The 14,971-nt window shown below is 68.1% G+C and carries 4 protein-coding genes, 1 tRNA gene and 2 rRNA genes (1 of these 7 only partly in view); 6 read left to right on the top strand and 1 reads right to left on the bottom strand.

The features are described from left to right. The 3 genes from ACQPZG_RS09450 to ACQPZG_RS09440 form a co-directional block, all read left to right on the top strand. Positions 1 to 1,490: ribosomal RNA gene (locus tag ACQPZG_RS09450) — 23S ribosomal RNA — on the top strand; it begins 1,635 nt to the left of the window's first position. Between the two features lie 81 nt (positions 1,491 to 1,571). Further along, positions 1,572 to 1,688, top strand: a 5S ribosomal RNA gene (gene rrf / locus ACQPZG_RS09445). 406 nt (positions 1,689 to 2,094) lie between these two features. Beyond that, a tRNA-Thr gene (locus tag ACQPZG_RS09440) sits at positions 2,095 to 2,167 on the top strand. A gap of 89 nt (positions 2,168 to 2,256) precedes the next feature. On the opposite strand, the gene ACQPZG_RS09435 is transcribed toward ACQPZG_RS09440, so the two are convergent. After that, a complete protein-coding gene (locus tag ACQPZG_RS09435) occupies positions 2,257 to 4,890 on the bottom strand; it encodes a SpoIIE family protein phosphatase (protein WP_433545380.1) in 2,634 nt (877 codons plus the stop codon). A gap of 281 nt (positions 4,891 to 5,171) precedes the next feature. Here ACQPZG_RS09435 and ACQPZG_RS09430 point away from each other — a divergent pair, with 281 nt between their 5' ends. From ACQPZG_RS09430 to ACQPZG_RS09420, 3 genes are all read left to right on the top strand, one after another. Next, positions 5,172 to 10,685, top strand: coding sequence for a HAMP domain-containing protein (locus tag ACQPZG_RS09430; protein WP_433545379.1), 5,514 nt, complete (start codon positions 5,172 to 5,174; stop codon positions 10,683 to 10,685). Positions 10,686 to 11,012: 327 nt separating this feature from the next. Then, positions 11,013 to 11,693 carry a response regulator gene (locus ACQPZG_RS09425; protein ID WP_433545378.1) on the top strand — a complete coding sequence of 227 codons (681 nt, stop codon included), beginning with the start codon at positions 11,013 to 11,015 and terminating at the stop codon, positions 11,691 to 11,693. Between the two features lie 180 nt (positions 11,694 to 11,873). Further along, positions 11,874 to 14,747 (top strand): DNA translocase FtsK, encoded by a 2,874-nt coding sequence (locus ACQPZG_RS09420; protein ID WP_433545377.1) that lies wholly within the window; start codon positions 11,874 to 11,876, stop codon positions 14,745 to 14,747. Positions 14,748 to 14,971 lie beyond the last annotated feature (224 nt).

Raw genomic sequence — 14,971 nt, 5'->3', positions numbered from 1 at the left:
CGATGGGGTGACGCAGGAAGGTAGTCCAGCCCGGGCGGTGGTAGTCCCGGGGTAAGGGTGTAGGCCGTGTGATAGGCAAATCCGTCACACATTGAGGCTGAGACCTGATGCCGAGCCGATTGTGGTGAAGTGGATGATCCTATGCTGTCGAGAAAAGCCTCTAGCGAGTTTCATGGCGGCCCGTACCCTAAACCGACTCAGGTGGTCAGGTAGAGAATACCGAGGCGTTCGGGTGAACTATGGTTAAGGAACTCGGCAAAATGCCCCCGTAACTTCGGGAGAAGGGGGGCCATCACTGGTGATCCGTTTTACACGGTGAGCTGGGGGTGGCCGCAGAGACCAGCGAGAAGCGACTGTTTACTAAAAACACAGGTCCGTGCGAAGCCGTAAGGCGATGTATACGGACTGACGCCTGCCCGGTGCTGGAACGTTAAGGGGACCGGTTAGTGCACTTTCGGGTGTGCGAAGCTGAGAACTTAAGCGCCAGTAAACGGCGGTGGTAACTATAACCATCCTAAGGTAGCGAAATTCCTTGTCGGGTAAGTTCCGACCTGCACGAATGGCGTAACGACTTCTCGACTGTCTCAACCATAGGCCCGGTGAAATTGCACTACGAGTAAAGATGCTCGTTTCGCGCAGAAGGACGGAAAGACCCCGGGACCTTTACTACAGTTTGATATTGGTGTTCGGTTCGGCTTGTGTAGGATAGGTGGGAGACTGTGAAGCTGTGACGCCAGTCATGGTGGAGTCGCCGTTGAAATACCACTCTGGTCGTGCTGGATGTCTAACCTCGGTCCGTGATCCGGATCAGGGACAGTGTCTGATGGGTAGTTTAACTGGGGCGGTTGCCTCCTAAAGAGTAACGGAGGCGCCCAAAGGTTCCCTCAGCCTGGTTGGCAATCAGGTGTTGAGTGTAAGTGCACAAGGGAGCTTGACTGTGAGACCGACGGGTCGAGCAGGGACGAAAGTCGGGACTAGTGATCCGGCAGTGGCTTGTGGAAGCGCTGTCGCTCAACGGATAAAAGGTACCCCGGGGATAACAGGCTGATCTTCCCCAAGAGTCCATATCGACGGGATGGTTTGGCACCTCGATGTCGGCTCGTCGCATCCTGGGGCTGGAGTCGGTCCCAAGGGTTGGGCTGTTCGCCCATTAAAGCGGTACGCGAGCTGGGTTTAGAACGTCGTGAGACAGTTCGGTCCCTATCCTCTGTGCGCGTAGGAATATTGAGAAGGGCTGTCCCTAGTACGAGAGGACCGGGACGGACGAACCTCTGGTGTGCCAGTTGTCCTGCCAAGGGCATGGCTGGTTGGCTACGTTCGGAAAGGATAACCGCTGAAAGCATCTAAGCGGGAAGCCTGCTTCGAGATGAGTATTCCCACCCCCTTTGAGGGGTTAAGGCTCCCAGTAGACGACTGGGTTGATAGGCCAGATGTGGAAGCCCGGTAACGGGTGGAGCTGACTGGTACTAATAGGCCGAGGGCTTGTCCTCAGTTGCTCGCGTCCACTGTGTTAGTTCTGAAATAACGAACAGTCCTGTGTTGACAGCCAGGTGTTCAGTGTTTCATAGTGTTTCGGTGGTCATAGCGTTAGGGAAACGCCCGGTTACATTCCGAACCCGGAAGCTAAGCCTTTCCGCGCCGATGGTACTGCAGGGGGGACCCTGTGGGAGAGTAGGACGCCGCCGAACAATCATTGCGAAGAGCCCCGTGCCGGGGATACCGGTACGGGGCTCTTCTGCGTTCTGCCCGATCTGCATTCTGCTTGATCTGTTTGCTGGATGGTCGTTGCCGGAGCGGCGTCGCGTCCTCCCGTTGCTGTCGCCAACGGGACCGATCGCAACGGGACGGAGAGGCGGGGCTCAAAGAGGCCCGCGCGCAAGGCGAGAGGTCCGCCCGGGGCGCGCACAAGCACGTACAGGGCCCTGCACAGGGCTACGTCACGTACAGAGTCGTGCCAGCAAGGCCCGGCTGCGTGCGGGCTTGTCGGCGTGCGCGCGGGCTGGTCGGGGTGGCGTGGGCGGGGCGCAGGAGACAGTGGTTCGAACTCCGGCGATTTTATGGGTATGATCTATCTCGTTGCCGCAGCGCAACGAGGCCCCAATAGCTCAGTCGGTAGAGCGTCTCCATGGTAAGGAGAAGGTCTGCGGTTCGATTCCGCATTGGGGCTCAGCGAGAAGGAAGGGCCCCCGCCGTTGGCGGGGGCCCTTCCTGCGTGTCCGGAGCCGTATGAGGCGGAGAGCAACCCGCCCATGCCCACTACTGCTTCAAGGGCTCCGGGACGCGCATGGCGAGGATGGCCATGTCGTCGGAGGCGGGTTCGGCCGCGAAGCGTTCCACGGCGCGCAGGACGCGCGCGGCGACAGCGCCGGCAGTCAGGCCCGTACAACCGGCGAGTACGTCGGCGAGACCGTCGTCGCCGAGCATGCGTGCGCCTTCGCGGCGTTCCGTGATGCCGTCCGTCACGCACAGGAGCACGTCGCCCGGATCCAGGGTGATGGTCTCCTCGTACAGCTCCAGGTCCTCCATGACGCCGAGGAGGGGCTGGGGTTCGGCGGCGGGGGTGACGGTGCCGTCCTGGCGGAGGCGGAGTGGGAGCGGATGCCCGGCGCAGACGATCTTGAGGATCGAGCTGCCGTCCTCCTGCGGCCACAGCTCGCCGTAGAGGAGGGTCAGGAAGCGGCTGCGCTCGCCCTCGTCCAGGATGGCGGCGTTGAGGCGTTCGAGGACGGCGGGGCCGCTGAAGCCCTCGCGGGCGAGCAGGCGCAGGGCGTGACGGGCAAGGCCGGTGACGGCGGCGGCCTGCGGGCCCGTACCGCAGACGTCACCGATGGCGAAGCCGTAGGCGCCGTCGCGGATCGGGAAGAGGTCGTAGAAGTCGCCGCCGACCTCATTGCCCTCGCCGGCCGCCCGGTAGATGACCTCCACCTCGACGTTCGGGACGACCGGCAGCTCCGGGGGCAGCAGGCTGCGCTGGAGGGACTGGCTGATGGCCATGCGCTCCGAGTACAGACGGGCGTTGTCGAGGGCGAGGGCGGCCCGGCGGGAGAGGTCCTCGGCGAGTTCGAGGATCTCCTGGCGGAAGTGGTCGTCGGTGGGCTTGCCGAGGGTCAGCATGCCGATGACCCGGTTGCGGGCCACCAGAGGAAGGACCACCGTCTCGCCGCCGACCGCGGCGGCGGTGGCCAGCGTGGTGCCGATCCCGGAGCCGATGTGCGGGGATGAGGCGAGACCGAGACTGCGCATGGAGGTGCGCAGCGCGGCCTGGTGGGCCGCCTCGCTGGGTGCGTTCCAGATGCGGGCCCCGGGAGTGGGGACAGGATCGGGCGGGCTGATCCTGGAGAGGAGGGCCTTGAGGCCGTCGATGCGTTCCTCGTCCTCGTGCAGGACGTACGAGAGGTACGGGTCCGAGGTGGGGTCGGCGATCGTGTAGACGGCGCACCAGGCGGCCAGGGTGGGGACCGTCATCTGCGCCATGAGGGCGAGGGTCTGGTCGCGGTCCAGGGTGCCGGCGAGCAGGTCGGAGGCCTCGACGAGGAAGGACAGGGAGCCGCGGCGGAGACGTTCGAGTTCGCCGAGGCGGGCGGACTCGACGGCGAGTGCGATGCGGTCGGCCGCGAACTGGAGGCGCAGGGCCTCCTCGTTGGTGTACCGGCCCGCGGCTTCGGCGGCGACGCCGAGGGAGCCGGTGAGGCGGCCCTCGACCTTGAGGGGGACGGTGACGACGGACCGCATGCCCGTGCCGTCGAGGAGCGGGACGGCGCCGGGGACGGCCGTCAGGTCCTCGTGCACGGCGGGCATCCGGGCGGAGCCGTACCTTCCGGTGCCGGCTTCGACGGGTACGCGGGCGAAGCGCTGGCGGGCGGACGGGAGGCCGGTGGTCGCCCGTACCTCAAGTTCCGTCTCGTCGTCGGTGGCGAGCAGGAGGAACGCGGAGTCGGCGTCGAGCATGTCGCGGGCGCGTTCCACGGTGCGCTGGAGGAGACCGTCGAGGTCTTCGGGGGCGGGGGAGCCGATGAAGACCTCGAAGGGGTCCGTGGTCCGGCCTTCGCCGCCGCCGACGGTGTCCGGGGACGGCTGCCGCTGCGGTGTCTGGAGTACGGCGCGCTCGAATTCCCGCACCAGGAGGCAGACCGTGGAGGGCTCGCCCTCGCTGTCCCGTACGCGCAGATGGGAGGCGTAGACGGGAATGACGCGGCCGTCCTCGCCGCGGATGCCGTAACTGCCCTCCCAGCGGGACATCTGGAGGGCTTCGGCGATGCCGGTGCCGATGCCGGGGGTCTGCGGCCAGGCGGTGAGGTCGGTGAGGGGTTTGCCGGTGACCTGTTCGGCGGCGTACCCGAAGAGGTCCTGGGCGTCCTCGCTCCAGGAGGCGATGGCACCGGTGCGGTCTATCTGGACGACTGCGACGCGGATGCGGCCGTCGGCGACCGGGAGGAGGGCGTCCGGGAGGACGGGGCCGGCTACGCGGGTGCCCACCGGGCGCTGCGGCAGGTCGAGTTGGAACCAGACGTGTTTCTGGGTGGGGCTGTACTCGACGCCCCACTTGGAGGCGAGGGCGGCGCACAGAAGGAGGCCGCGGCCGCCTTCGCGGTCCGGGCCGCCGAGGGACATGCCGGTGCCCTGGAGCGGGACCTCGCGCTCCGGATACCGGTCGCCCACCTCGACGCGGATCCCGTCCTCGGTGAGCAGGCACAGGACGTCGGCCTGGGTGCCCGCGTGGACGACGGCGTTGGTGACGAGTTCGCTGGTGAGGACCACCGCGTCGTCGACCAGCTCCGAGTGCCCCCAGCCCTGGAGGGTGTCCCGTACGAACGCACGGGCCGTCGCCACCGACCGTCCGACAGGCTCGAAAGTGGCAGCCGCCCGCGCCGTGATCACAGCACTCCCCATGTGGTGTTCGTCGCTTCCCCGAGTCCTGTGCCCGTTTCTCGCGGCTTCGATACGCCCTGCCCAGGCTAGACCGTCGGCAGGGGCGGCGTGGCACCGCGTCCGGACTGGATACGAGAAGCGGCGCCCGGGGAGGGGAGTGGCTCCGTCGCTGTAGGCTTCAACGATTTGACGCAGGGGGCGTCACGCCTTGACTGTCGGACACGGCGGTGCGCCAAGGTGGAAGACTGGGAACGCTTTAACAAGACCTGGGAAATACGGTCGATCCCTGCGGGAGGGACACGGTGGAGTCTGGCGTGGCGGCGCGGGGCAAGAATTCGCGCGCAAAAGGCGGACGGTCCCGCGGCAATGGGACGACCGAGGTGGACACGGCGGCGCTGAACCGTCTGCTGGCCGCCTTGGTGTCGATGCGGGACGGGAACTTCAGGCGTCGGCTGACGGTCTCCGGCGACGGGGTGATGTCGGAGATCGCCGCCGTCTTCAACGAGGTGGCGGACCGGAACCTGCATCTGACGGGCGAGCTCGCGCGGGTACGGCGCATGGTCGGCCGGGAGGGGAAGCTGGCGGAGCGGCTGGAGACCGGGGCCTGCGAAGGGTCCTGGGCCACCGCGATCGACGCGTCGAACGCCCTGGTCGAGGATCTCGTACGGCCCGTCTCCGAAGTCGGCAGGGTGCTGTCCGCGGTGGCGGAGGGCGACCTGGAGCAGCGGATGGAGCTGCGCTCGCAGGGCGGTGAAGGCACCGGGCACCCGCTGCGCGGCGAGTTTTTGAAGGTCGGCCGTACGGTCAACAACCTGGTCGACCAGCTGTCCGCGTTCACCGACGAGGTGACGCGGGTCGCCCTGGAGGTCGGTACCGAGGGCAAGCTCGGCGGACAGGCACAGGTGCGCGGGATGTCCGGTTCGTGGAAGGACCTCACGGACTCCGTCAACACCATGGCGTACCGGCTGACCGCCCAGGTGCGGGACATCGCGCTCGTGACGACGGCGGTCGCCAAGGGCGATCTGTCGCGCAAGGTCACGGTGCACGTGTCCGGCGAGATGCTCCAGCTGAAGAACACCGTGAACACGATGGTGGACCAGCTGTCGTCGTTCTCCTCCGAAGTGACGCGAGTGGCACGCGAGGTGGGGACCGAGGGCGCGCTCGGCGGGCAGGCGCAGGTCCCGGGTGTGGCCGGGGTGTGGAAGGACCTCACCGATTCGGTGAACCTCATGGCGGGGAATCTGACCTCGCAGGTGCGGGGGATCGCCGAGGTGACGACGGCGGTCGCCAACGGTGACCTGTCGCGGAAGGTCCGGGTGCACGCGCGCGGCGAGGTCGCCCAGCTCGCAGAAACCATCAATCAGATGACCGAGACGCTGCGCACTTTCGCGGACGAGGTGACCAGGGTCGCCAGCGAGGTCGGTGGCGAGGGGCTGCTGGGCGGTCAGGCGCAGGTGCCGGGTGCGGCGGGTACGTGGAAGGACCTGACGGACTCGGTCAACACCGCGTTCCGCAACCTCACGGACCAGGTGCGGAACATCGCGCAGGTGACGACGGCGGTCGCCAACGGTGATCTGTCGCAGAAGGTCACCGTCGACGTGGCCGGCGAGATGCTGGAGCTGAAGAACACCGTCAACACGATGGTGGAGCAGTTGCAGTCCTTCGGTTCCGAAGTGACGCGGGTGGCCCGTGAGGTCGGCGTCGAGGGGCAGTTGGGCGGTCAGGCGCAGGTGCCGGGTGCGGCGGGTACGTGGAAGGACCTGACGGACTCCGTCAACACGGCCTTCCGCAACCTCACCGGGCAGGTGCGGAACATCGCGCAGGTGACGACGGCGGTCGCCAACGGCGATCTGTCGCAGAAGGTCACCGTCGACGTCTCCGGCGAGATGCTGGAGCTGAAGAACACCGTCAACACGATGGTCGACCAGTTGTCCGCGTTCGCGGACCAGGTGACGCGTATGGCGCGGGACGTGGGCACCGAGGGACGGCTCGGCGGCCAGGCGCGGGTCGACGGCGTCAGCGGCACCTGGAAGGAGCTCACCGACTCGGTCAACTTCATGGCAGGCAACCTGACGTCACAGGTGCGGCAGATCGCCCAGGTCACGACCGCGGTGGCGCGCGGTGACCTGTCGCAGAAGATCGACGTGGACGCGCGCGGCGAGATCCTGGAGCTGAAGAACACCATCAACACGATGGTCGACCAGCTGTCCGCGTTCGCCGACCAGGTGACCAGGGTCGCCCGTGAGGTGGGCACCGAGGGGCGGCTGGGCGGTCAGGCCCAGGTGCCCGGCGTCGCCGGTGTGTGGCGCGACCTGACGGACTCGGTGAACGGCATGGCCGGGAACCTCACCGACCAGGTGCGCAACATCGCGCAGGTCGCCACCGCGGTGGCGCGCGGTGACCTGTCGCAGAAGATCGACGTGGACGCGCGCGGCGAGATCCTGGAGCTGAAGAACACCCTCAACACGATGGTCGACCAGCTCTCCAACTTCGCGGAGCAGGTCACCAGGGTGGCCCGCGAGGTGGGCACCGAGGGGATGCTCGGCGGGCAGGCCGAGGTACAGGGTGTGAGCGGTACGTGGAAGGACCTCACCCAGTCCGTGAACTTCATGGCGAACAACCTCACCTCGCAGGTGCGGAACATCGCCGAGGTCACCACGGCCGTCGCCAAGGGCGACCTGTCGAAGAAGATCACGGTGGACGCGAAGGGCGAGATCCTGGACCTCGTCACGACCGTGAACACGATGGTCGACCAGCTCTCGAACTTCGCCGACGAGGTGACGAGGGTGGCCCGCGAGGTGGGCACCGAGGGAATCCTCGGCGGCCAGGCCCGGGTGCGCGGGGTCACCGGCATCTGGAAGGACCTCAGCGACAACGTCAACACCATGGCGAACAACCTGACGTCGCAGGTGCGGAACATCTCTCGGGTGTCCTCCGCGGTCGCCAACGGCGATCTGACGAAGAAGGTCACCGTGGAGGCGCGCGGCGAGGTCGCCGAGCTGGCCGACACCGTGAACACCATGGTCACGACCCTGTCGTCGTTCGCCGACGAGGTCACGCGGGTGGCCCGCGAGGTGGGCACGCAGGGCGAGCTGGGCGGCCAGGCGCGCGTACCGGGAGTGGCCGGTACGTGGAAGGACCTCACCGAGTCCGTGAACTCGATGGCGTCCAACCTGACCGGTCAGGTGAGGCAGATCGCCACCGTCACCACCGCCATCGCGCGCGGCGACCTCACGAAGAAGATCGACATCGACGCGCGCGGCGAGATCCAGGACCTCAAGGACACCATCAACACGATGGTCGACCAGCTGTCCTCGTTCGCCGACCAGGTGACCCGGGTGGCCCGCGAGGTGGGCACCGACGGGCAGTTGGGCGGCCAGGCGAGGGTGCGGGACGTCGACGGCACCTGGCGGGACCTGACGGAGTCCGTGAACGAGATGGCCGGGAACCTGACCCGTCAGGTGCGCGCCATCGCGAAGGTCGCCACCGCGGTGACCCGCGGGGACCTGAGCCTGAAGGTCGACGTGGACGCGGCCGGCGAGATCCAGGAGCTCCAGGACAACATCAACACGATGATCGCCAACCTGCGCGACACCACCCTCGCCAACGAGGAGCAGGACTGGCTCAAGGGCAACCTGGCGCGCATCTCCGGGCTGATGCAGGGCCGTCGCGACCTCGACGACGTGGCCTCGCTGATCATGAGCGAGCTGACGCCGGTCGTCTCCGCGCAGCAGGGCGCGTTCTTCCTGGCGATGCCCACGGGCACCGCCGCGGTCAAGGGCGCCGAGGTCGGGGCGGAGGCGGACAGCCCGTACCAGCTGCGGATGCGCGGGAGCTACGGGTACACCGCCGGTGCGATGCCGACCGTCTTCCGGCCGGGGGAGACCCTGATCGGAACGGCCGCGGAGGAGAAGCGGACCATCCAGATGAAGGTGCCGCAGGGGTACCTGCGGATCGCCTCCGGTCTCGGCGAGGCACCGCCGGCGCACGTGATCGTGCTGCCGGTGCTCTTCGAGGGGCAGGTGCTGGGCGTCATCGAGCTCGCGTCGTTCCAGCCGTTCACGCACATCCAGCGGGACTTCCTGAACCAGATCGCTGAAATGATCGCGACCAGCGTCAACACGATCAGTGTCAATACGAAGACGGAAGTGCTGCTGGAGCAGTCGCAGGAGCTGACCGAGCAACTGCGGGAGCGCAGCGAGGAGTTGGAGAACCGGCAGAAGGCGCTACAGGAGTCCAACGCGGAACTGGAGGAGAAGGCGGAGCTGTTGGCGCGGCAGAACCGCGACATCGAGGTGAAGAACACCGAGATCGAGGAGGCCCGGCAGGTGCTGGAGGAGCGGGCCGAGCAGCTCGCGGTCTCCATGCGCTACAAGTCCGAGTTCCTGGCGAACATGTCGCACGAGTTGCGCACCCCGCTCAACTCGCTGCTGATCCTCGCCAAGTTGCTCGCCGACAACGCCGACGGGAACCTCTCCCCGAAGCAGATCGAGTTCGCCGAGACGATCCACGGAGCCGGTTCCGACCTGCTCCAGCTGATCAACGACATCCTCGACCTGTCCAAGGTCGAGGCGGGCAAGATGGACGTCTCGCCGACCCGGATCGCGCTCGTCCAGCTCGTCGACTACGTGGAGGCCACCTTCCGGCCGCTCACCGCGGAGAAGGGGCTCGACTTCTCCGTACGGGTCTCCCCCGAGCTGCCCGCGACCCTGCACACCGACGAGCAGCGCCTCCTCCAGGTGCTGCGCAACCTGCTGTCCAACGCGGTGAAGTTCACCGACACGGGAGCCGTGGAGCTGGTCATCCGGCCCGCCGGCACCGACGTACCGCACGAGATCCGCGAGCAGCTGCTCGAAGCCGGGTCGCTGAGGGACCCGGATGGCGACCTGATCGCCTTCTCGGTGACCGACACCGGCATCGGCATCGCGGCCAGCAAGATGCGGGTGATCTTCGAGGCGTTCAAGCAGGCCGACGGCACGACCAGCAGGAAGTACGGCGGTACGGGCCTGGGCCTGTCCATCAGCCGGGAGATCGCCCGGCTGCTCGGCGGCGAGATCCACGCGGCGAGCGAGCCGGGCCGGGGGTCGACGTTCACGCTGTACCTGCCGCTGCACCCCAGTGAGCTGCCTCCCCAGGGTTACCCGCAGCTCTCCCCGGGCGGGCTCGAACTCCCGCGCCGGGCGCCGGCGGAGGAGCGTGGAGCCGCGGAGGCCCCCTGCGCCGCGTACGACCTCGGAGCCATGAGGGACGAACCGCAGACGGGGCCGGCCGGGCTGTTCCGGCGCCGGCGCAAGGCCATCGGCGCGGCCGAACAGCGCCCGGCGCTCCCCGGTCAGCCCGCGGCGGCCCCCAGCGGGGCGACGCCGCAGGAGCCGTGGGCGGGGCAGGGAACCGGGGAGCAGGAGACGGCTCCGGAGGAACGGCGCTCCTACGGCTTCTCCGGCGAGAAGGTGCTGATCGTCGACGACGACATCCGCAACGTCTTCGCCCTGACCAGCGTCCTGGAACAGCACGGGCTCTCGGTGCTGTACGCGGAGAACGGCCGCGAGGGCATCGAGGTCCTGGAGCAGCACGACGACGTGACGCTGGTGCTGATGGACATCATGATGCCGGAGATGGACGGGTACGCGACCACGACGGCGATCCGCAGGATGCCGCAGTTCGCCGGGCTGCCGATCATCGCGCTGACCGCCAAGGCGATGAAGGGCGACCGGGAGAAGGCCATCGAGTCGGGCGCCTCCGACTACGTGACGAAGCCGGTGGACCCCGATCACCTCCTCGGTGTGATGGAGCGGTGGATGCGTGGGGAGGAGTGACCCCTGCCGCCGTGCGGTCGCCGCGGTGACCGTACGGTGGTCGGTGCGGACGTCGGACCGGGCTCCGCGCGCTCCGGCCGTCGTGCGCGACGGAAGGTCGGGGGCCGTCGTGCTGACGGAGTGTGGCCGGCGGCGTGTGAGAGCGCGGTAGTCGGGGAACCTTCTGGTTTCCCGATGCGTTTGAGCTACGTGCACAGTGACATCGCGGTGACAGGGTGTGGCGACCGGCGGGGTACAGCTACCATGACCGGCACAAGGACGGGCGACGCAAGGGAGTCGTCCTCCGGGGCGGCGCCCGGTGCACTGCCGGGGCGAGGAGGACGGGCCATGGTGCAGAAGGCCAAGATCCTCCTGGTCGATGACCGGCCGGAGAATCTGCTGGCGCTGGAGGCCATTCTCTCTGCGCTCGATCAGACACTGGTGAGGGCATCGTCAGGGGAGGAAGCGCTCAAAGCACTGCTTACTGATGACTTCGCGGTCATTCTGCTGGACGTTCAGATGCCGGGCATGGACGGCTTCGAGACCGCCGCGCACATCAAGCGGCGGGAGCGGACGCGGGACATCCCGATCATCTTTCTCACCGCGATCAACCATGGTCCGCATCACACCTTCCGGGGCTATGCGGCGGGCGCGGTGGACTACATCTCGAAGCCGTTCGACCCCTGGGTGCTGCGCGCCAAGGTCTCGGTGTTCGTCGAGCTGTACATGAAGAACTGTCAGCTGCGGGAGCAAGCGGCCCTGCTGCGTCTCCAGTTGGAGGGCACCCACCGGGCGGACGCGTCAGCGGTCAAGGAGCCTGCCGGGCTCCTGGCCGAGCTGTCGGCCCGTCTCGCGGCGGTCGAGGAGCAGGCGGAGGCGCTCTCCAAGCAGCTCGACGACGACTCGGCGGACGCCGCGGCCGTCGCCACCGCCGCTCACCTGGAGCGCAAGCTCACCGGGCTGCGCCGGGCGCTCGACGCGCTCGAACCCGGCACCGGTGGCACGGGGACGCTTCCCTCGCAGAACTGACGGCACGGAACACCACACGGCCCCCTTCTGGCGACACGTCAGGAGCGGGGCCGTCGCACGTGTCCGCTGCCCTCCGGCGCCGACCCCGCGTCAATTCCGCACGGGACAAAGGGCGACACGGAAGGGTGAAGCAGGAGGCACACGTGTCCCGGGACGACTCCACCGGTAACCTCTTGCCCCATGGCCTCACGTACGTCCGGCAAGGGTTCTCAGGGCACGACGGGCACCGCGAAGCCGCGCGCCGGCCGTACGCCGGGCGCTGCGCAGAAGGCGGCACCCGCCAAGTCCGGGGCGAAACCCGCCTCGAAAGCTCCCGCGAAGAAGACCGCCGCCAGAAAGCCGCCTGCGAAGAGGGCTCCCGCCAAGAAGGCGGCCAGGCCCGCGCCTCGGCCCGCGCCGTCCCCCACGGGGGGCGTGTACCGGCTCGTGCGCGGGGCGTATCTCGGTGTCGCGCACGCGGTCGGAGCCATGTTCCGCGGCATAGGGCGTGGCGCGAAGGGACTGGACCCGGCGCACCGCAAGGACGGCCTCGCGCTGCTGCTGCTCGGTCTCGCGCTGATCGTCGCCGCCGGTACCTGGGCGCAGTTGCGCGGTCCGGTCGGCGATCTGGTGCAGCTGCTGATCACCGGCGCGTTCGGCCGGCTCGACCTGCTGGTGCCGATCCTGCTCGGCGTCATCGGGGTGCGGCTGATTCTGCACCCGGAGCGGCCCGAGGCCAACGGGCGGATCGTCATCGGCCTCTCCGCGCTGGTCGTCGGGGTGCTCGGTCAGGTGCACATCGCGTGCGGCTCGCCGGGGCGCGGTGACGGCGGCGAGGCGATGCAGGACGCGGGCGGGCTGATCGGCTGGGCCGCGTCGAAGCCGCTGACCTTCGCGATGGGCGAGGTCCTGGCCGTACCCCTGCTGCTGCTCCTCACCGTCTTCGGGCTGCTCGTGGTCACGGCGACGCCGGTCAACGCGATCCCGCGGCGACTGCGGACGCTCGGGATCCGACTCGGCGTCATCGAGCCGAGGCCCGGGGAGCGCGGCATCGCCGACTTCGAGGGGGAGGACGACGAGCGGTACGACGAGCAGTGGCGCGAGGCGCTTCCAGGGGGCGCGCGGCGTCCCTCCGCGCGCCGGAGTGAGATTCCGGAGCACGACCCGGACCTGGCGGAGGAAGAAGCGCTGGGACGCCGCCGCAGGCCGCGCAGGACGTCCAGCGTGCAGCCGTCGTCGTACGGCCGTCCGCAGGACGCGGTGGACGTGGCGGCCGCCGCTGCCGCCGCACTGGACGGGGCCGTGATGAACGGACTGCCGCCTTCGCCGGTCGTCGCCGACCTGACGCAGGGTGTCTCGCAGGAGTCCGAGCGGACCTCTTCCGTGCCCTCGGCACGGGAGGCCGTGCGGCCGGCCGCGGAGGCACAGCCCGTCGAAACCGCCACATCCGCAGAGGCCGCGCCGGCCCCGGAACGGCCGCGTCCGGGCGTGCGCAAGGATCTGGCGGGCACGCCCCGCAAGGCCGCCGACCTCACCAAGGCGCCGCCGGAGGTGCCCGACGCGCTGCCGGCGCGGGCCGAGCAGCTCCAGCTCTCCGGGGACATCACGTACTCGCTGCCCTCGCTGGACCTGCTGGAGCGCGGCGGTCCCGGCAAGACGCGCTCCGCCGCCAACGACGCGGTCGTGGAGTCGCTCTCCAACGTCTTCATGGAGTTCAAGGTCGACGCGGCCGTCACCGGCTTCACCCGCGGCCCGACCGTCACCCGGTACGAGGTCGAGCTCGGCCCGGCGGTCAAGGTCGAGAAGATCACCGCCCTGACCAAGAACATCGCGTACGCCGTGGCGTCCCCGGACGTACGGATCATCTCGCCGATCCCCGGCAAGTCCGCCGTCGGCATCGAGATCCCCAACAGCGACCGCGAAATGGTCAACCTCGGGGACGTGCTCCGGCTCGCGGACGCCGCCGAGGACGACCACCCGATGCTGGTGGCGCTCGGCAAGAACGTCGAGGGCGGCTACGAGATGGCCAATCTGGCGAAGATGCCGCACGTGCTCGTGGCCGGTGCGACCGGTTCCGGAAAGTCCTCCTGCATCAACTGTCTGATCACCTCGATCATGGTGCGGGCGACCCCGGAGGACGTACGGATGGTCCTCGTCGACCCCAAGCGCGTCGAGCTGACCGCGTACGAGGGCATTCCGCACCTGATCACCCCGATCATCACCAACCCGAAGCGCGCCGCCGAGGCCCTGCAGTGGGTCGTACGGGAGATGGACCTGCGCTACGACGACCTGGCGGCGTTCGGCTACCGGCACATCGACGACTTCAACGCGGCCGTGCGCAGCGGCAAGCTGAAGACGCCGGAGGGCAGCGAACGGGAGCTTCAGGCGTACCCGTACCTGCTGGTGATCGTCGACGAGCTCGCGGACCTGATGATGGTCGCTCCGCGCGACGTGGAGGACTCCATCGTCCGGATCACCCAGTTGGCCCGAGCGGCCGGAATCCATCTGGTGCTCGCCACGCAGCGCCCCTCGGTGGACGTCGTCACCGGCCTGATCAAGGCGAACGTGCCCTCCCGGCTCGCCTTCGCCACCTCCTCGCTGGCGGACAGCCGGGTCATCCTCGACCAGCCCGGCGCCGAGAAGCTGATCGGCAAGGGCGACGGGCTCTTCCTGCCGATGGGGGCCAACAAGCCGACCCGTATGCAGGGCGCCTTCGTCACCGAGGACGAGGTCGCGGCCGTCGTCCAGCACTGCAAGGACCAGATGGCGCCGGTCTTCCGCGACGACGTGGTCGTCGGCACCAAACAGAAGAAGGAGATCGACGAGGACATCGGCGACGACCTGGACCTGCTGTGTCAGGCGGCGGAGCTGGTGGTCTCCACCCAGTTCGGATCGACGTCGATGCTCCAGCGCAAGCTGCGCGTGGGCTTCGCGAAAGCGGGCAGGCTCATGGACCTGATGGAGTCGCGGAGCATCGTGGGGCCGAGCGAGGGGTCGAAGGCACGCGACGTTCTCGTGAAGCCCGACGAATTGGATGGCGTACTCGACGTGATCAGGGGAGAGTCTCCCTCGTAGGGCCCGACGGGCCGTACGACTCCGTGGGAGTCACTCGTACGAGAACAGAGGCAACCGTTTCCCTTGCGGTCACGTCCAGTTGAGGGAAGGGAGGTGTCATGGTCCGTCAGCGGTGGATCCGTCGACGTCGCCGTGGTGCTTTTGGGCCTTCGGACCGTCCCGATGGCGTACAAAGACCGGCCTCCCGGTTGCCCCACCCTTTCGTCACCCCCCTAGACTGAACC

Source organism: Streptomyces sp. CA-294286 (assembly GCF_050947155.1).
Taxonomy (GTDB): Bacteria; Actinomycetota; Actinomycetes; order Streptomycetales; family Streptomycetaceae; genus Streptomyces.
This window is presented reverse-complemented; position numbering and strand designations above follow the sequence as displayed.

Coding starts and splice junctions, on each gene's coding strand:
- ACQPZG_RS09420 (WP_433545377.1), top strand. CDS start 11,874: ATGGCCTCACGTACGTCCGGCAAGGGTTCTCAGGGCACGACGGGCACC.
- ACQPZG_RS09425 (WP_433545378.1), top strand. CDS start 11,013: ATGGTGCAGAAGGCCAAGATCCTCCTGGTCGATGACCGGCCGGAGAAT.
- ACQPZG_RS09435 (WP_433545380.1), bottom strand. CDS start 4,890: ATGGGGAGTGCTGTGATCACGGCGCGGGCGGCTGCCACTTTCGAGCCT.